The 16277-nt window shown below is 68.4% G+C and carries 18 protein-coding genes; 9 read left to right on the forward strand and 9 right to left on the reverse strand.

Going from position 1 to position 16277, the window contains the following annotated elements:
- Position 1: 1 nt before the first annotated feature.
- The 5 genes from AB0M02_RS22470 to AB0M02_RS22490 form a co-directional block, all read right to left on the reverse strand.
- Positions 2-700: a hypothetical protein gene (locus AB0M02_RS22470; RefSeq protein ID WP_364229625.1), complete on the reverse strand. Its 699-nt coding sequence runs from the start codon at positions 698-700 to the stop codon at positions 2-4.
- Complete coding sequence (locus AB0M02_RS22475; protein WP_364229627.1) at positions 690-1889, reverse strand: hypothetical protein; 1200 nt, start codon at positions 1887-1889, stop codon at positions 690-692. Before AB0M02_RS22475 ends, AB0M02_RS22470 begins: the two co-directional genes overlap by 11 nt.
- Positions 1890-1964: 75 nt before the next feature.
- The gene (locus tag AB0M02_RS22480) at positions 1965-2426 is read right to left on the reverse strand and encodes a SitI3 family protein (protein ID WP_364229629.1); all 462 of its coding nucleotides are present in this window, start codon (positions 2424-2426) and stop codon (positions 1965-1967) included.
- Between the two features lie 8 nt (positions 2427-2434).
- Complete coding sequence (locus tag AB0M02_RS22485; RefSeq protein WP_364229631.1) at positions 2435-3667, reverse strand: hypothetical protein; 1233 nt, start codon at positions 3665-3667, stop codon at positions 2435-2437.
- A complete protein-coding gene (locus AB0M02_RS22490; protein ID WP_364229633.1) occupies positions 3664-3933 on the reverse strand; it encodes a hypothetical protein in 270 nt (89 codons plus the stop codon). The genes AB0M02_RS22485 and AB0M02_RS22490 overlap by 4 nt, the downstream gene beginning before the upstream one ends.
- Positions 3934-4119: 186 nt before the next feature.
- Between AB0M02_RS22490 and AB0M02_RS22495 the strand changes: the two genes are divergently transcribed.
- Positions 4120-5217 (forward strand): cellulose binding domain-containing protein, encoded by a 1098-nt coding sequence (locus tag AB0M02_RS22495; protein WP_364229635.1) that lies wholly within the window; start codon positions 4120-4122, stop codon positions 5215-5217.
- 64 nt (positions 5218-5281) lie between these two features.
- Here AB0M02_RS22495 and AB0M02_RS22500 read toward each other — a convergent pair whose 3' ends face one another.
- Genes AB0M02_RS22500 through AB0M02_RS22510 form a run of 3 tightly spaced genes read right to left on the reverse strand, consistent with a single transcriptional unit; the run spans position 5282 to position 7263 of the window.
- Positions 5282-5644 carry a nucleotide pyrophosphohydrolase gene (locus AB0M02_RS22500; RefSeq protein ID WP_364229637.1) on the reverse strand — a complete coding sequence of 121 codons (363 nt, stop codon included), beginning with the start codon at positions 5642-5644 and terminating at the stop codon, positions 5282-5284.
- Between the two features lie 13 nt (positions 5645-5657).
- A complete protein-coding gene (locus tag AB0M02_RS22505) occupies positions 5658-6242 on the reverse strand; it encodes a hypothetical protein (protein WP_364229639.1) in 585 nt (194 codons plus the stop codon).
- Between the two features lie 52 nt (positions 6243-6294).
- Positions 6295-7263: a hypothetical protein gene (locus tag AB0M02_RS22510; protein WP_364229641.1), complete on the reverse strand. Its 969-nt coding sequence runs from the start codon at positions 7261-7263 to the stop codon at positions 6295-6297.
- A gap of 192 nt (positions 7264-7455) precedes the next feature.
- On the opposite strand from AB0M02_RS22510, the gene AB0M02_RS22515 reads away from it, so the two are divergent.
- The 5 genes from AB0M02_RS22515 to AB0M02_RS22535 are packed head-to-tail and all read left to right on the forward strand — an operon-like array spanning position 7456 to position 13028.
- On the forward strand, positions 7456-8472 hold the full coding sequence (locus tag AB0M02_RS22515) for a LacI family DNA-binding transcriptional regulator (protein WP_364229643.1): 1017 nt from the start codon (positions 7456-7458) through the stop codon (positions 8470-8472).
- The gene (locus AB0M02_RS22520; RefSeq protein ID WP_364229644.1) at positions 8465-10072 is read left to right on the forward strand and encodes an FAD-dependent oxidoreductase; all 1608 of its coding nucleotides are present in this window, start codon (positions 8465-8467) and stop codon (positions 10070-10072) included. Before AB0M02_RS22515 ends, AB0M02_RS22520 begins: the two co-directional genes overlap by 8 nt.
- 13 nt (positions 10073-10085) lie before the next feature.
- A complete protein-coding gene (locus tag AB0M02_RS22525) occupies positions 10086-11324 on the forward strand; it encodes a sugar ABC transporter substrate-binding protein (RefSeq protein ID WP_364229646.1) in 1239 nt (412 codons plus the stop codon).
- Positions 11321-12214 (forward strand): sugar ABC transporter permease, encoded by an 894-nt coding sequence (locus tag AB0M02_RS22530; RefSeq protein WP_364229647.1) that lies wholly within the window; start codon positions 11321-11323, stop codon positions 12212-12214. Before AB0M02_RS22525 ends, AB0M02_RS22530 begins: the two co-directional genes overlap by 4 nt.
- Positions 12204-13028: a carbohydrate ABC transporter permease gene (locus AB0M02_RS22535; protein ID WP_364229648.1), complete on the forward strand. Its 825-nt coding sequence runs from the start codon at positions 12204-12206 to the stop codon at positions 13026-13028. The genes AB0M02_RS22530 and AB0M02_RS22535 overlap by 11 nt, the downstream gene beginning before the upstream one ends.
- A gap of 16 nt (positions 13029-13044) precedes the next feature.
- On the opposite strand, the gene AB0M02_RS22540 is transcribed toward AB0M02_RS22535, so the two are convergent.
- Positions 13045-13734: a hypothetical protein gene (locus AB0M02_RS22540; protein ID WP_364229650.1), complete on the reverse strand. Its 690-nt coding sequence runs from the start codon at positions 13732-13734 to the stop codon at positions 13045-13047.
- Between the two features lie 80 nt (positions 13735-13814).
- Between AB0M02_RS22540 and AB0M02_RS22545 the strand changes: the two genes are divergently transcribed.
- The 3 genes from AB0M02_RS22545 to AB0M02_RS22555 all read left to right on the forward strand — a co-directional run bounded on the left by AB0M02_RS22545 (position 13815) and on the right by AB0M02_RS22555 (position 16276).
- The gene (locus tag AB0M02_RS22545) at positions 13815-15101 is read left to right on the forward strand and encodes an alpha/beta hydrolase (RefSeq protein ID WP_364229652.1); all 1287 of its coding nucleotides are present in this window, start codon (positions 13815-13817) and stop codon (positions 15099-15101) included.
- A 65-nt stretch (positions 15102-15166) separates the two neighbouring features.
- Positions 15167-15790 (forward strand): lytic transglycosylase domain-containing protein, encoded by a 624-nt coding sequence (locus AB0M02_RS22550; RefSeq protein ID WP_364229654.1) that lies wholly within the window; start codon positions 15167-15169, stop codon positions 15788-15790.
- 36 nt (positions 15791-15826) lie between these two features.
- Complete coding sequence (locus AB0M02_RS22555) at positions 15827-16276, forward strand: Asp23/Gls24 family envelope stress response protein (protein ID WP_364229656.1); 450 nt, start codon at positions 15827-15829, stop codon at positions 16274-16276.
- Position 16277: the final 1 nt, after the last annotated feature.

Genomic DNA, 16277 nt, shown 5'->3' on the forward strand with positions numbered 1-16277 from the left:
ATCAGGCTGCCTTCAGGATGTCGACGATTTCGACGTACGAGCGATGCCTTGCGTCAGCCCGAGTTGCCCGTTCGGCCAGCGTGACGGTGAAGCCTTGCACGGTGACCAGCGCCGCAGCGACCTCACCGAGATTCTGTGTTGTCAGGTCGAGTCCCACCGTGATCGGCCGATCGCGAGCCAGGTCGACGAGGTCGTCGATCTGGAACTCGTCCTCGAATTCGGGGGAGCGGTCGCGGAGGAAGGCCCACGAGTCTCGATACTCCGGTAACACCTCGACCTGGAACAGCGAGGCGTTGAGGTCGGGTGTGTCGTCGTAGGTGCCGAAGACCCAGCCGGGATCGTCGTCGTGGGAGATCTCAATGCCGGCATAGACGATGCCGATGCCTGCGTCCCTGAGGGCAAGACGCACCGGGTGTGGCGGAATGGCGCTGGTGATCGGCTGGACCAGGTCGGCTCCGGTGAGCCTCGCGCGCTCGACCACGTGTGCCGGGTCGGCATGGAGATTCATGGCGACGGCGATCTTGGCCCGCCGGATCTCCTGCCGAATCCTCGCGACGTGCCCTGCGTCCAGGGTGCGATCATCCGCGAATCGCGGATCGACGTCCACGTCGACGCCGATGACGCCAGCACCCAGCGCTTCGAGAGTGGTCGCCTCGTCGGCGGAGCCCACCCGGTCCACCTTGATGACCTTAATCGTCATAGCGCACCACTTTCCCCACCAGTTCGTCGGCGCCCCGGAAATCCTTGGGGATCACCCAGATCTTTCCCTCGGTGCTCGTCGAGATCTTCCAATAGGGCGAACCTTCCGGTGTGTGCCTGCCCCCACCCGGGTGCACCTGAATGTTGGTGACCTCGGGATGCCCCTCGATACGCACCTGAACGGCTTTGCCGGAAGTGCCTTTTCTGGTGCTCTGCTCGACGACCGCAGGGTACCCGGCCCCGTTGAATTCATCAGCAATTGACTGCGCGGAACGCCCGGCCACGGAGCGGGGCTGCGCGACGATGTTGTCCGTGAAGGCACGGTGCGCGTCGGCCTTCGGGTCCGGTTTGTCATGCCCGCCGCTGCCCGGCGTCTCAGCGGACGTGCCTGCGGTGCCGGCCCGGCCGCCCGCGCTGGTCGGTGACTTGCGGGCGCTCTCGGCGGACATCACGCCGAGCTTGTTGAGAATCTCCTTCAGACCGTCGACATCGGGCAGGAGACGCCGCAGGCTGTTCAGCAATGCCCGGAGGAAGTGCTGGATCTCGTTCACGCAGCGGGCGACCAGCCCCGCGACCTGGCTCGCCACCAGGGGTGTCGCGACGCCGAGGCTGAGGCCCTCCATCGCCAGCCATTGGGGTAACCGAACCGCCAGGGTTCCGACGAACTGGGCGATCAGGTCTCGGACCAGACTGCGGACCAGCCCCACCACCAGGCCGGCGCCTTCGACTGCTGAGGCGATGCCGCCGGTTGCGGTGCTGATGCCCTGCAGGACGGTCAGTTGGCTGTCCGCGTGGGCTCGGTAGGCGTTGGCGGTCGCGCCTGACCAGGCGCCGAGTTCCAACTGGAGGTGGTCGGCGAAGTCCTGGCGGGCGAGGTCAACAGCGGCTGCCACCTGGGCCCACGTCGTGGCCTGCGCGGCGACCTCATCGGCGTTGCCGGCCAGCCAGTTCAGGCCTTCCTGTAGTGGGCGGACGTGTTCGATCAGCCAGGCGACGCCCCACGCCGCCAGGGTGCCGAGGGGATCCATCGCCAGGGCCAGGGTGTCCAACGAGGCGCCGACCCCGCCGAGCGTGCCGTCCACCCAGCTGCCGTCCCGGATCCCCGCGGCGATCAGCTCGGCGTCCTCGACCAGGCCGAGGCCGGTGATAGCGGTGGTCGCAGCGTCCAGGTCTGCGTCAGCTGCGGCCACGGAGGAACCGGGGAGCTGCATACAGCCGTGTACCCACGACTACGACTGCAGGTTCATCTCCCTACGACGTGCCGCCTACAGCAACGGTTGCGGCAGTGGGCGAGACGAGTGAGGCGCGATCAGGGATGTCAGTGCGTCCACACCGGTCCAGTCGTCCCAGTCGCTGTTGAAGATGATTTCGTTGGTCAGGCGCTGGATGGTTACCTCTTCGCCGTTGAATAGCAGTGCGCCGTGGCCGCCGAAGCGGTCGAAGAAGGCCAGGACGGATCTGATCATCACGGCGACGTTGTGGTCGTGCGTTGCCTGATCGGCGAGATTGCTGAAGTGGTAGACCGCCGTGATCCGATGCTGGAACCCCAGGAGGCGCGTTGTCTCGTGACCCTCGCCGTCGGGAACCGGGTAGGCGGTCACATACATGCCGTCCCGGAACACGGTCTTGTCCGGGCCCAGTCGTCCCTCGATGGCCTCGGTGAAGAACGACGTGAGCTGGTCGAGATCCGCGTGGGCGTCGCCACGGAGCGTGTACTCAATCGCCATCTCGGGGATCACTCACCAAAGGGGTAGAAGGGCACGATGTTCCCGTCCTGGATTACCAGAATCTCTTCGAGGTCCGCCACCGGCTTGCGTTGCAGCATGTTCGCGATCTCATCAGTGGTCCGCGGCGTGTCCTCCAGGTTCAAGATGATGCGGTATGCCTGATCCTCCTTCACCTTGTCGCTGATCTGATCGCGGATGGTGTTGAGATTGCCGCCCTGCGGCGCATAGCAGTCGAAGTACCTGCCTTCGATCCGGTAGTCGGGTTCCTTGCCGTTCGTTTTCTTCGGAGGGTTCTGTTCGACATCGAAGCCAGCCGCCGCCAGTGTGTCGGCGGACTCGTTCTCACGCCGTAGTGGCCGGTGGATCTTCTTGGTCGGGTGGGCAGGAGTTCTGTCGCCACGTGGTTGGCGCGCGGGATCGGGCGGACTCGACGGCGTGGTGAGTCCGGAAGAGGCACCTCCGCCGGCTGGGGGTGGGGGATCTGGCTTGGAACCCGGGGTGTGCGGCCGGGACAGGCGGTCGCTGAGCATGCGGAGGCGGTCGAGAGCCTCCTTCAGCGAGTCGACCTTCGGGAGAAGCCGACGAAGGCTGGCGAGCAGCGCCCGGAGGAACCGCTGGATCTCGTTTACCCAGCGGGCTACCAGCCCCGCGACCTGGCTCGCCACCAGGGGTGTCGCGACGCCGAGGCTGAGGCCTTCCATCGCCAGCCATTGGGGTAACCGCACCGCCAGGGTTCCGACGAACTGGGCGATCAGGTCTCGGACCAGACTGCGGACCAGTCCCACCACCAGGCCGGCGCCTTCGACTGCTGAGGCGATGCCGCCGGTTGCGGTGCTGAGGCCCTGCAGCACGGTCAGCTGAGTGCCGGCATGTGCCCGGTAGGCCTCGGCGGTAGCGCCCGACCAGCCCACCAACTCGGTCTGGATCCGGTCGGCGAAGGATTGGCGGGCGGCCTCGACAGCGGCCGCCACCTGCGACCACGTCGTGGCCTGCGCGGTGACCTCATCAGCGTTGCCGGCCAGCCAGTCCAAACCCTCCTGCAACGGCCGGACATGCTCGATCAGCCAGGCAACACCCCAGGCGGCGAGGGTCCCGAGAGGATCCATCGCCAGCGCCAGGGTGTCCAGAGTCGCGCCGAAACCGCCGAGCGTGCCGTCGATCCAACTGCCGTCCCGGATTCCTGAGGCGATCAGCTCGGCGTCCTCGGCCAGGCCCAGGCCGGTGAAAGCGCTGACCGTCACGGCGGCCCGCCGAGAGAGCGGGCTGCCGCGACATCGGTCTGCTCGAGAGTCGACACCGCCGCCCGCAGGTTCAGCGCCGTCTCCTCCAGTGCCTCCGCGCTGCCGTTCAACGCGACCACCGCCGCCTCGAACACCACATTCAGCACCGCGGGCAGAAACCCGCACAACTGCCCATAAGCATCCGGGTTGATGGCCGTCGAAGCCGCCGCTCGAGCGGTGCGGACGGCATCGGCCGTGGTGGAGACCGTGTCGATGTGGGCGGTCACGGAGGAGACGGGGAGCTGCATACAGCCGTGTACCCCGTCAACACGACGACAGGTTCATCTTGCTCGATGGGAGCGCTCCCGCGTAACATCGGCGCAATCTCGCACTGACGTTCACGAATATCCCCAGCCTCTCTGTCGAAGCGGTTCGATGAGCGTTGTGTGATTCCCCCATGAGATTGGACCGACATGCGCAGACGTCAGATCGCGCTCTCGCTGACCGCCGTGGCGAGCCTCGCCGCCGCGGTCGGGCTGGTCACCGCAATGCCCGCGTCGGCGGCCGCCGGCTGCTCCGTCACCTATGCCGTGAGCAGCAGCTGGCCCGGGGGCTTCGGTGCCAACGTCACGATCCGCAACCTCGGTGACCCGCTCAGCTCGTGGACCCTGGTGTGGTCCTACGGCGGGGGTCAGACTGTCACTCAGGCGTGGAACACCAGCCTGACCCAGAGCGGATCGACCGTCACCGCCCGTAACGCCGGCTACAACGGCTCGGTCGCCACCAACGGAACCGTCAGCTTCGGCTTCAACGGATCCGGCAACAGCACCCCGGTGCCGACCGCCTTCACCCTGAACGGCACTACGTGCACGGGAGGGACAACAAACCCGACAAGTCCGGCACCGTCAAACCCGAGCACGGGGGTTCCGAGCGACGCCGTCTGGGTCGACTCCGGCCAATGGGCGAACTGGACCAACAACGGCTACATCCTCTACAACAACATCTGGGGCTCGGGCGCCGGCACCCAGACCATCTGGGCCCGCTCCGGCACCAACTGGGGCGTCGTCGCGAACCACCCCCGCACGAGCGGCGTCAAGTCGTACCCGAACACCGGCAAGACGCTGAACCGCACGCTGAGCTCCCTCAACTCCCTCACCAGCTCGTTCAACGTCTCCGTGCCGTCCAGTGGTGACTACTCCACGACCTATGACATCTGGGCGAACAACCACGCCTACGAGGTCATGATCTGGACGAACCAGGCCGGTGCGGTAGGCCCGATCGCCGAATCCTACGACGCCAACGGCGCGGTCCCGAACGTCCGCAATCTCTCGGTCGGCGGACACACCTGGAACGTCTACCGCGGCTCGAACGGCGCCAACGCCGTGTTCTCGTTCATCCGCACGAACACGAGCTCGGGCACCATCGACATCCGGGCCGTTCTGAACTGGCTGCGCACCAACGGCTGGTGGGGCGACGTCACGATCGGCGAGGCGCAATTCGGCTTCGAGATCAGCGGCACCGCGGGCCAGTCCAACTTCACCGTCAACAGCTTCTCGCTGAACTACAGCTGACGCTGGAAAACCCGATGACTCCGACGGAGCCGGCCTGCCGCCGGCTCCGTCGGCCTTTTAAAGATCATTCAACGGTACGGGGTAAAGCACCCGTGATCTTGGAAGCCGAGCTGCGAGCCGCCTCAACCGTGTACCGGCTTCCGGCCTCCGTCAACTTCTCCAGAGACGCCTCGACGAGGTCGATGCCCAGCACGTCGGCCAGCCGCGCCAGATAGATCATGACGTCACCGATCTCGGCCCGGACCCGTGGCCCGAGGTCCGGGTCCGCCATCACGGCCGAGGACTGCTCCGGAGTGAGCCATTGCAGTTCGGCCAGCAGCTCACCGACCTCCCCGGCGAGCGCCATCGCCAGGTTCTTCGGCGTGTGGAACTGCTCCCAGTTCCGCTCCTCCGCGAACGCACGCACCGCCGCGGTCAGCTCATCCATCGACGCCAAGACGTCAGCTGCCCTGCCGCTCACGCAGCCGGGCCACCCGCAGGTCAGCGAGCTGGATCGCGAGCTGCCCGGTGAACTCCACCGCCGCCATCCGCACCGCCAGCGCCCTGGTCGGATGCGCATGCCCCTTGCTGGTGAGCCGCCGCAGCCACCGCTTCTCCAACTGCCGCCGCCCGGCCATCGCCGCCACCGACAGCCCGAGAACCGCGACCCCCACCGCCGCCTTCCGCTTGTCGATCACGAATTCGGAGGGGGAAGGGACCACCGGGCCGGCCGGGGAAGGGCTCACGCCGGAGGGGGAGGCCGCGGAGGAAGAGCCCGCGGGGGAGGAGGCCGCGGGGGAGGAGGCCGCGGAGGGTGAGGACGGCAGGCCGGACTCCGAGGGTCCGGCCAGCGAGAACTCGTCGGCGAGGTCGCGGCCCGGCTCCGGATCGGGGGAGGCCACATAGCCGGCCGCGGCGACCGCGCCGACGACGGCGAGGCGGGCCAGGCGGCGTTTGGCCGGGGGCAGCTCCCGGGCGGCGATCCAGGACGCGCTGAGTGCAGCTTGAAGAGCGGCCATCGCAACGGCCCGCGGTAGGGAAGCCATACCGACGACCGTATCCCGGCCGCTCAACAAGATCGGGGCAAGGCCGGGAGCCTCAGACCGCGCGGGCGATGCAGATGCGCGCGCTGAGGCGGGGCCCCGCCTCGTAGAACATGTACTGCACGCCGCCGTCGGTGCCGAACGACGGCGCCGCCGCCCGCCCGTTGTCCGAGGCCACCGGTGAGTAGAACACCCCCAGGTGGTTCTCCAGGTCGAACCCGTTGCCGACCTCGGTGATCCGCATCCGGCCGTCATTGCCGTGGTAGGCCACGTAGACCGTCCCGTTCCGGACCACCAGCGACGGCCCCGAGATGTCGGTGAGACCGTCCGGCTCCGGATTCACCAGGGGCGTCTGCGCGAACGTCCACTGATCCCATCCGTTGGGCGAAAACCCGTGATAGATCCGGCGCCGGCCCGCCTGGACGCCCATGTACACCATCACGTACCGGCCCCCGTGAGCGAACACCCGAGCGTAGGACGTCTCGGAGAGCCCCGGCACAAGACGAGTGCTCAGGATGGGGGTCTCGTCCCGGAAGGTGAGGCCGTCCGACGACCGGGCAACCCGCGTCGTCGTGTTCTCCCCGTGGAAATAGAGGAAGAACTGCCGGCTGGCCGCATCCCACGTCACGTGCGGCGACGACACGTGCGAAACCGTCGTGCTCGGCAGCACGTTGTCGATCACCGGGTTGGCCGTGTGCTCGGTGAACGGCCCGTCGAGCGAGTTCGCCCAGGCCACGCAGATGCCGCCCGGCTTCTCGTGGGGCGCGTAGTACAGGTAGTACCGCCCGCGCGCTCCGCTGATCTTGTCGTAGACGCCGCGGATGCACGGAAAGATGAACTCCCCGGTCGGGTTGTAGTTCAGCGGCATCCTCAGCGCGTCGCGCAGGTAGCGGTAGGTGGGCATGCCGGCGGGGCCGGCGGCGTGGGCGGGACTCGCGGCGGCGAGGCCGGACAGACCGGCCAGGCCACCGAGGAGAAGGTTGCGGCGGTGCATCGAGACGTCCTCCTTCAGGGGGTACGGCAAACCGGGAGCAACTTCGCAGGTCGACACCGCTGATATCACGAAGTTTCGACGCCGTTAACCGTGTCGGTCAAGGTGCTAATACCTATTACTCCTGGGGTTTCGTGCCAGAGAGCCTTGACGTGCGGCGATGCCGTGCCCCACGATCTGCTCCACGTTTGTTAATGCGTATTAGCGGCGTAACAGGAGAGACTCATGAGCAACCGGCGGGTGACGCAACAGGACATCGCCCGGATGACCGGCGTCAGCCAGACAACCGTGTCGATGGTCCTCAACGAGCGTGAGGACGCCGCCCGGATCGCACCGGAGACCCGCGAGCGGGTGCTGGCGGCGATCCGTAAGACCGGCTATGTGGCCGACCCGATCGCCCGCCGGCTCGCCGAACAGCGCAACCGGTTCCTCGGCGTGTTCACCTACGAGCCGGTGTTCCCGGCCGGGCAGGGCGACTTCTACCACCCGTTCCTCGTCGGCATCGAGGAGTGTGCCGAGCGGATGCGCTGTGACCTGCTGCTGTTCACCAGCGCGCCGGTCGTCGACGGCCGCCGGCGGATCTTCCACCAGGACAACCGGCTGCGGCTGGCCGACGGCTGCATCCTGCTCGGCCGCTGGCTCGACCCGGACGAGCTGGCCCGGCTGATCGCCGAGGGCCAGCCGTTCGTCAGCGTGGGCCGGCGCGACGACGCGGGCGGGCCGGTGCCCTACGTCGGTGCCGACTACCCGTCGGCGACCGCCGGCCAGGTGCGCCGTGCGGTCGAGCTCGGGCACCGGCGGATCGCGTACGTGGGGGAGGGCGCCGGAGCGGAGTCGCACGCCGACCGGCTGCGTGGCTTCACCTCCGCGGTCTCCGAAGCCGGGATCACCGGGGTGCACGTGCGGTTCACCGACGCCGCGGAGGTGATGGACGAGCTGCTCGCGCGGGACGTCACCGCGATCTTCGTGGAGGAGTTCGCGGACGGGGCGATTCTTGCCTCCGAGGCGAAACAGCGCGCTTTGAACGTACCCGATTATCTTTCTTTTGTTGCTCTGGGTGACCCGACCCGGCAGGCCTCCACGCACCTTGATTTCGCCGGATTCCGGATTCCGCGCAGGGAGATGGGGTGGCAGGCGGTGGAGGTTCTTGCATCGATCATCGATGGATCGGGTGGTGAGACGCAGCGTTTGCTGCCGTGTGAGCCGGTTGCCGGGGCCACGCTGGCGGTGGCTCGTGCCTGAAAAGCCGGAAAAAAGCGCCGACGTCCTGATCATCGGCGGCGGACTGGGTGGGGTGGCAGCGGCTCTCGCCGCGCTGCGCGCCGGGCGGACGGTGCTGCTGACCGAGGAGTACGCGTGGCTCGGCGGCCAGTTGACGAGTCAGGCCGTGCCACCGGACGAGCACAGCTGGGTGGAGCGCTTCGGGGTGACGGCGAGTTACCGCGCGCTGCGGGACGGGATCCGGGAGCACTACCGCGCGCACTACCCGCTGACCGATCGTGCCCGCCGCACCCGCGACCTCAACCCGGGCGCCGGGCATGTCAGCCGGCTGTGCCACGAGCCGCGCGTGGCGGTCGCCGTGATCGACGCGATGCTCGCGCCCTACCGTGGAGCGGGCCGCCTGACCGTGCTGCAGCCGGCGGTTCCGGTGGCGGCTGAGACCGACGGCGACCGGGTCACCTCGGTGACCGTTCGCCACGAAGGCGTGGACCGAGTGCTGACCGCGCCCTACGTCCTGGACGCCACCGAGACCGGCGCCCTGCTGCCGATGACCGGAACGGAATATGTCACCGGCGCCGAGTCGCAGGCCGAGACCGGTGAACCCAGCGCGGCGGAGATCGCGAACCCGGCGAACATGCAGGCGCTGTCGGTCTGCTTCGCGATCGACCACGTCGACGGCGACCACACGATCGACCGGCCCTCGTCCTACGACTTCTGGCGTACGTATCAGCCGCCGTTCTGGGGCGCGCCGATGCTCTCCTGGCAGACGCCGAACCCGCGCACATTGCAGATCTCCACCCGCTCGTTCACGCCGAACCCGGACGACGACCCGTGGCTGGTCGACGCCGACCAGCGGGTCAACCCGGGCGACGGGAACCTGTGGACGTTCCGGCGCATCGCGGCCCGGCGCAACTTCGCCGTCGGCTTCTACCCGAGCGACATCTGCCTGGTCAACTGGCCGATGATCGACTACTTCGAGGAGCCGTACGTCGACGTGCCCGACCCGGCCGCCGTCGAGCGCGCCGCCCGCGAGCTGTCGTTCTCGGTCCTGTACTGGCTGCAGACCGAGGCGCCCCGGCCGGACGGCGGCACCGGCTGGCCCGGACTGCGGCTGCGCGGCGACGTGACCGGCGGCGCCGACGGGCTCGCCATGGCGCCGTACGTGCGGGAGAGCCGCCGGATCCGCGCCGAGTACACCGTTGTCGAGCAGGACCTGTCGCTGCGGGTGCGCGGGGACAAGGGCGCCGTGTCGTACCACGACGCGGTCGGTGTCGGCATGTACCGCATCGACCTGCACCCCTCCACCGGCGGCGACAACTACATCGACGTGGCCTCGTGTCCCTTCGAGATCCCGCTCGGCGCGCTGATCCCGCAGCGGATGGAGAACCTGCTGCCGGCCGGAAAGAACATCGGCACGACGCACGTCACCAACGGCTCGTACCGGCTGCACCCGGTCGAGTGGAACGCGGGTGAGGTGGCCGGCGCGCTCGCCGCCTTCTGCCTCGACCGGTCGGTGTCGCCGCGAGCCGTCCGCAACACCCCCGGCCTGCTGGCCGAGTTCCAGAACCACCTGAGCGCCGGCGGTGTCGAGCTGCGCTGGCCCGACATCAGCGGTTACTAGAAAGGAAGTCCGGATGAAGAAGATAGCGTCCCTGTCCGTGCTCGCCCTGCTCGGCGCTCTCACCGCGTGCGGCGGGGGCGAGGCCGAGGCCGGCGGGCCGGTCACCCTGCGGATGACCACCTGGTCGTCGAACCCGGCCCACGTCGAACTGTTCAACGGGATCGCCGCCGACTACAGGAAGACCAACCCGGACGTGACCGTGACGTTCGAGGCGCTGCCGCTGGAGAACTACACGACCACGGTCACCACGCAGATCGCCGGCGGGAACCCGCCCGACATCGCCTGGATCCTGGAGGCGGCGGCACCCGACTTCGTCGCCTCCGGCGCGCTCACCCCGCTCGACGAGAGCATCGAGAACGCGGCCGACCTGTCACCGGCCGCCACGGCGCTGTGGCGGCAGGACGGCAAGCTGATGGGCTACCCGTTCTCCACCTCGCCGTTCGGCGTGTTCGTCAACACCGACCTGCTGAAGCAGGCCGGGCAGACGCTGCCCACCGGCGACAGGTGGACCTGGGAGAACGCGGTCGCCGCCGCCTCCGCGACCGCCGCGAAGACCGGCAAGCAGGGCCTCGTGGTCCGCGACTTCGACTACAAGGACTGGACCAACCTCGCCACGGTCTTCCGCGGCTGGGGCGCCGAGGCGTGGAGCGCCGACGGCAAGACGTGTGGGTTCGACCAGCAACCGATGATCGACGCGATGACGTTCCTGCACAAGGCGATCTTCACGGGCAAGGCGCTGCCGGCACCCGGTGTGGCCGCCGACTTCTTCGCCGGCGAGTCCGCCATGACGATCGCCCAGATCTCCCGCGCCTCGCTGCTCAAGGAGGCCAAGTTCGGCTGGGACCTGGTGCCGCTGCCGGCCGGGCCGTCCGGGGAGTACTCGGTGATCGGCCAGGGTGGACTCGGTGTGCTGAAGAAGGGTGAGCACGCCGCGGCCGCCGCCGACTTCGTCAAGTTCTTCACCAGCCCGCCGAACTCCGCGAAGCTCGCCCAGTTCTTCCCGCCGCCGCGGCAGTCCCAGCTCACCGCGGACACCCTGGCGAAGGCCAACCCGCTGCTCAAGCCGGAACAACTCCAGGACGTGGTGATCGACGGGATCGACGGCGGCGTGGTCAAGCCCAGCCACACCGGCAACGCCGAGATCAGCCAGGCCGTACGCTCCGCGCTCGACCCGCTGTGGAAGCCGGGCGCCGACGTGCCGGGTGTCCTGCGCGGCGTGTGCACGGCGATCAACCCGCTGCTGGCCAAGTGACGCGGTCCTTCTGGACGACGCGCCGGCGTGATCAGCTCACGGGATACGTGTTCATCACGCCGGCGCTGGTCGGCGCGGTCGCCTTCGTCTTCCTGCCCCTCGCCCTGGTCGTCTGGTACAGCCTGCACGAGTGGAACGTCCTCGCCGACACGTTCGACTTCGTCGGCGCCGAGAACTACCGGCAGCTTGCCGCCGACCCGAACGTCCCGGCCGTGCTGCGCGCCACCGCGCTGTTCTCGATCGGCCTCGTCGTGCTCAACCTCAGCCTGGCCCTGCTGCTCGCGGTGCTGCTCAACCAGAAACTGCGCGGCACCACGGTCTTCCGGGTGCTGTTCTTCTCGCCGGTCGTCGTGTCGCTGCTGGCCTGGACGATCGTCTGGGGATTCCTGCTGCAGGACAACGGCGGCGTCAACGGGCTGCTCGCCGCGGCCGGTGTCGAGGGGCCGAACTGGCTGCGCTCCGGCGGCACCGCGATGGCGTCGGTGGTCGTCGTGCAGGTCTTCAAGAACGTCGGCCTCAACATGGTGCTGTTCCTGGCCGCGCTGCAGGGCGTGCCGGGTGAGCTCTACGAGGCGGCGCGCACCGACGGCGCCGGCGCGTGGACCGTGTTCCGCCGGATCACCCTGCCGCTGATCAGCCCCACGATCCTGCTGACGTCGATCATCACGGTGGTCGGGTCGCTGCAGGTGTTCGCGCAGATCAGCGTCCTCACCCAGGGCGGTCCCGGGACGTCCACCACCGTGCTCGTCTACTACCTGTACCAGCAGGCCTTCCAGTTCCACGCGTTCGGTTACGGCTCCACGCTCTCCGTCCTGCTCTTCCTCATCGTCCTGGCGCTGACTGTCCTGCAATGGCAGATGCGCAAGAGGTGGGTCTTCCATGAGTCATAAGACCAAGATCTTTTTGTACGGCGTACTGCTCGTCCTCTGCGTGCCGTTCGTCTTCCCGACCTGGTGGATGATCACCAGCTCGTTCAAGCCCAACGCCGAGATCTTCTCCGCGTCGCTGTGGCCCTCGGACTGGACGTTCGAGCCGTGGCGGCAGGTCTTCACCATGCAGCCGTTCGCCCAGCAGTACTTCAACAGCGCCTACATCGCCGTCGTCGTCACGCTCGGCACCCTGGTCGTGGCGGCCATGGGCGGGTATGCGTTCGCCCGTATCCGCTTCCCCGGCCAGAACGCGCTCTTCCTGGTCGTGCTCACCGGCCTGCTCATCCCCAGCGAGGTGACGATCGTCCCGCTGTTCCGCATGTTCAACGCCCTCGGCATGGTCGACACCCACTGGCCGCTGATCCTGGTGCCGATGCTCGGGCCGCCCAGCGTGCTGGCGACGTTCATCATGCGGCAGTTCTTTCTGACGCTCCCCGGAGAGCTGGAGGAGGCGGCCCGGATGGACGGCCTGGGCCGGCCCGCGATCTTCCGCCGGATCGCGCTGCCGCTCGCCCGGCCGGCGCTCGGAGCGGTCGCCATCTTCACGTTCCTGCACAGCTGGAACCTGTACCTGGAGCCGGTCGTCTACATCTCCTCGCAGACCCGGTACACGCTGCCGCAGGCGCTGACCCAGTTCACCGATGCCTACCAGGGCCAGCTGTGGAACGTCCAGCTCTCCGCGGCCTCGATGACGGCCATCCCGGTCCTGATCGTCTTCGTGCTGGCCCAGCGGCAGTTCATCGAGGGCCTCGCACACACCGGCCTCAAAGGCTGAGCGGGCCGCCATCGGTTCAGGCCAGCAGGGACTCCCGCATCTCGCGGCCCGGGTTCCAGCCACCGACCACCTGCGTGCCGGACGGGTCGAGGACGTGGACGCTCTGGTTGCGGCGCATCCACTCACGCACCGGGCCGGGCAGCGGTGGCGGGTTGCTCATCGCGGCGCGGACCTCGCGAGCCGCGGTGATCAGGCGGCTGGCCAGGGTGGCGGCGTCGGCGTCGACCCGGACGCGGCCGAACTCCCAGCCGTCCAGGGTCAGGTCGAGGATCTCGAACAGGTGGTCCAGCAGCGGGTCCGGGTCGGTGACGCGGACGGTCTGGCGTCCCTGCGCGCCGATCACGTGTGCGGCGGCGGTGACATGAACGTACGGGTGGAAGCCGAGCCCGAACAGCGGCCACCGCAGGTGCGTGCCGGAGTGCTGCCACAGTGGCCGGTAGTTCATCCGGTCCGCGGGGACGCGTAACGCTGTCGCCTGCGCGTACATCTCGGTCCAGGCCGTGTCGGCGACCTCCCGGAGGATCGCGGCAGCCACCGCGAGCCCGTCGTCGCTCGCGAGCTCCTGCGCGACCGAACCGGCCTGGTCGCCGAACGGGACCCGCACGTGCGCGCCGAAGCGCTGCCGAAGGTCGGACAGCATGGCGTGCTGCTGCCCGGAATCCTGCTGGACCTGCCGCCTGGCCTGCCCCATTCGCAACCACCGCATGAGCAGCAATCCTAAGCCCGTTGTGCCTTCGCGCACTGACCGGCAGTATCCACACTGTCAGTGCATAAAGAGGAGGGTCAATGGGGATCACCCGTCGGACATTGATCGCGGCCACCACGGCCGCCGCAGCCGCGAGCGGGGTGGCCGCACCGGCCGCGGCGAGAACGAGCAGGACGCGGCCGGTGATCTTCATACACGGCAGTGCCGGCTCGGCGATGCAGTTCCGCACGCAGGCCAAGCGCCTGGCGAGCAACGGCTACCCGATCGGCGTCATCGAGGCGCAGGAGTACGACTCGCCCAGCATCGCCACGATCCTGCCCGCGGTCTGGGCCGAGCTGGACGCCCGGATCGCCCGGCTGCTCGCCGCCACCGGAGCCGACCGGGTCGATCTGCTCGCGCACTCGCTCGGCACGTTCGTGACCCAGGGCTATCTGAACAGCTCACCGGAGCGGGCCGCGCGTGTCGCCCACTACGTCAACCTCGACGGCCGGACCGCCACCGCGCTGCCCGGCGGCGTCGAGACCCTGGCCGTCTGGGGCGAGGGGGACCCGGCTCGGGCGGTCACCGGCGCCCGCAACGTCTATTTCCCGGACCAGTCGCACACCCAGACGGTCTCGTCCGAGGAGTCGTTCACCGAGATCTACCGGTTCCTCACCGGGCGCGAGCCGCGCACCACGCGGGTTGTCGCGCAGCGCACCGCGTACGTCTCCGGTCGTGTTGTTCTCTTTCCCAGCAACGCCGGAGTGACCGGCGCGAGGCTGGAGGCCCACCCGGTGAGCCCGCTCACCGGCCACCGCGCCGGGCGCGGGCTGACCGCGGACATCGCCCCCGACGGCTCGTTCGGGCCCCTGCCGCTGCACCCGCACACCCGGTACGAGTTCGCCCTGATCCGTCCCGGCCAGTCCACCCACCACTTCTACTTCGAGCCGTTCCGCCGCTCGGACACGTTCGTGCGGCTGCTCACCAGCCGTCCCGGCGAGGGGATCGGCGCGCTGGTCGACACGAGCGAGCGGCACACCGCGCTGACCTTCCAGCGGCAGAAGGAGTGGTGGGGCGCGGAGGGCGACGAGCTCTACGTCAACGGCCGCAACATCCTCAACGGTGCGAACGCGCCCCGCGCCAAGCGTGTGATCGGCATCTTCGCCTTCGACGACGGCAGCGACGGCGTGACCGATCTGACCGCGCCGATCCCGGAGATCTTCGCCGTGACCTTCATGTCTGGGATAGATGTCTTTATCCCGTCTTATCGCCGTCTTTCTACCGTTTCGATCATGGTTCGCGGGCGCGGCGACGGATGCACCTACCTCCCCGTGCCCAACTGGCCATCAGACCGGCACCGGGTCTCTATCGAAGTCGACGATCACTGATGCAACAATTCCCCGGCCCCGGATCGTCATAGGGGCCGGGGATCTCAGTGGCCGGGGGAGGAAACGTGGCGAAGTGGTTCTGGCGGATGACCGCCGTGGTTCTGCTCGTCGCGGGCGCCGCCGCCGGCCTGCAGCTCCAGCGCGACAGCCCGGCGGCCACCACGGCCGCCGTCGACGAGACGGCGCTGCTCAAACAGCGGCACGCCCGGCAGGTCGCGGCCCGCTCCTTCCGGGACGCCGCCGAGGGCGAGGCCGCGGAGAAGGCGGCGGCCGAGGTGAAGGTGGCGGCGAAACAGGCCAGGACCCTGGAGAAGAAGCGCAAGGAGAAGAAGGCGACGACCGGGTCGGTGCCGTACAACGGGCCGATACCCGCCTCCTGCAACGAGTTCAAGGGCAACCGCGCCACCGGCTGCGCGCTGATGCTCGAGAAGGGCTTCGGGATCGCCGAGTTCCCCTGTCTCAACCAGCTGTGGGACAAGGAGAGCGGCTGGAACCACCTGGCGGAGAACAAGAGCTCAGGGGCGTACGGAATCCCGCAGGCCTATCCCGGCGACAAGATGTCCTCCGTGGCGGACGACTGGCGGATCAACGCCGCCACCCAGATCAAGTGGGGTCTCGGCTACATCAAGGGCAAGTACAAGTCGCCCTGCGGCGCCTGGACGTACTGGCAGAACAACCACCACTACTGATCTTCAGTCGGCTTCTCTTTAGTAGGCTTCGCGGCCATGAGCGACTTCCACCCGGACCGGACACAGGAGATGTTCCTCCCCGCGGTGGTGCCGGCCGACCCACCCCGGCACGGCGGCGCCGAGGTGATCGAGGTCGCCGCCTACCGGGGCGACACGAAATTCGAGCGCGAGGTCATCGAGAAGGTGGCCGCCGCGGCCGCCCGATCGGTCCCCGGCGTCGCCGAACTCGGCGGCGACGTGGCCCGCTTCTTCAACGCGGTCCTGGACCGGGTCGGCCTGGACAAGGTCGGCGACGCCACTCGCGGCGTGTCCGCACGGGTCGACGGCATCGACGTGGAGATCACGGTCGTCCTGGTGATCGCGGCCGGCGAGATCGAGTCCGAGGTCACCGCGGCGGTCCGCACCCGGGTCATCGAGGCCGTCGAACGTTACGGCCTGCACGTGAGCGGCGTCGACGTTCGCGTCGACGACATCCTGTTGCACTGAC

Source organism: Actinoplanes sp. NPDC051861 (genome assembly GCF_040681145.1).
Taxonomy (GTDB): Bacteria; Actinomycetota; Actinomycetes; order Mycobacteriales; family Micromonosporaceae; genus Actinoplanes.

Excerpts from the sequence above, each read along its gene's own strand:
- AB0M02_RS22470 (WP_364229625.1), bottom strand. The coding sequence starts at position 700 with ATGACGATTAAGGTCATCAAGGTGGACCGGGTGGGCTCCGCCGACGAG.
- AB0M02_RS22480 (WP_364229629.1), bottom strand. The coding sequence starts at position 2,426 with ATGGCGATTGAGTACACGCTCCGTGGCGACGCCCACGCGGATCTCGAC.
- AB0M02_RS22495 (WP_364229635.1), top strand. The coding sequence starts at position 4,120 with ATGCGCAGACGTCAGATCGCGCTCTCGCTGACCGCCGTGGCGAGCCTC.
- AB0M02_RS22500 (WP_364229637.1), bottom strand. The coding sequence starts at position 5,644 with ATGGATGAGCTGACCGCGGCGGTGCGTGCGTTCGCGGAGGAGCGGAAC.
- AB0M02_RS22505 (WP_364229639.1), bottom strand. The coding sequence starts at position 6,242 with ATGGCTTCCCTACCGCGGGCCGTTGCGATGGCCGCTCTTCAAGCTGCA.
- AB0M02_RS22515 (WP_364229643.1), top strand. The coding sequence starts at position 7,456 with ATGAGCAACCGGCGGGTGACGCAACAGGACATCGCCCGGATGACCGGC.
- AB0M02_RS22525 (WP_364229646.1), top strand. The coding sequence starts at position 10,086 with ATGAAGAAGATAGCGTCCCTGTCCGTGCTCGCCCTGCTCGGCGCTCTC.
- AB0M02_RS22535 (WP_364229648.1), top strand. The coding sequence starts at position 12,204 with ATGAGTCATAAGACCAAGATCTTTTTGTACGGCGTACTGCTCGTCCTC.
- AB0M02_RS22540 (WP_364229650.1), bottom strand. The coding sequence starts at position 13,734 with ATGCGGTGGTTGCGAATGGGGCAGGCCAGGCGGCAGGTCCAGCAGGAT.
- AB0M02_RS22545 (WP_364229652.1), top strand. The coding sequence starts at position 13,815 with ATGGGGATCACCCGTCGGACATTGATCGCGGCCACCACGGCCGCCGCA.
- AB0M02_RS22555 (WP_364229656.1), top strand. The coding sequence starts at position 15,827 with ATGAGCGACTTCCACCCGGACCGGACACAGGAGATGTTCCTCCCCGCG.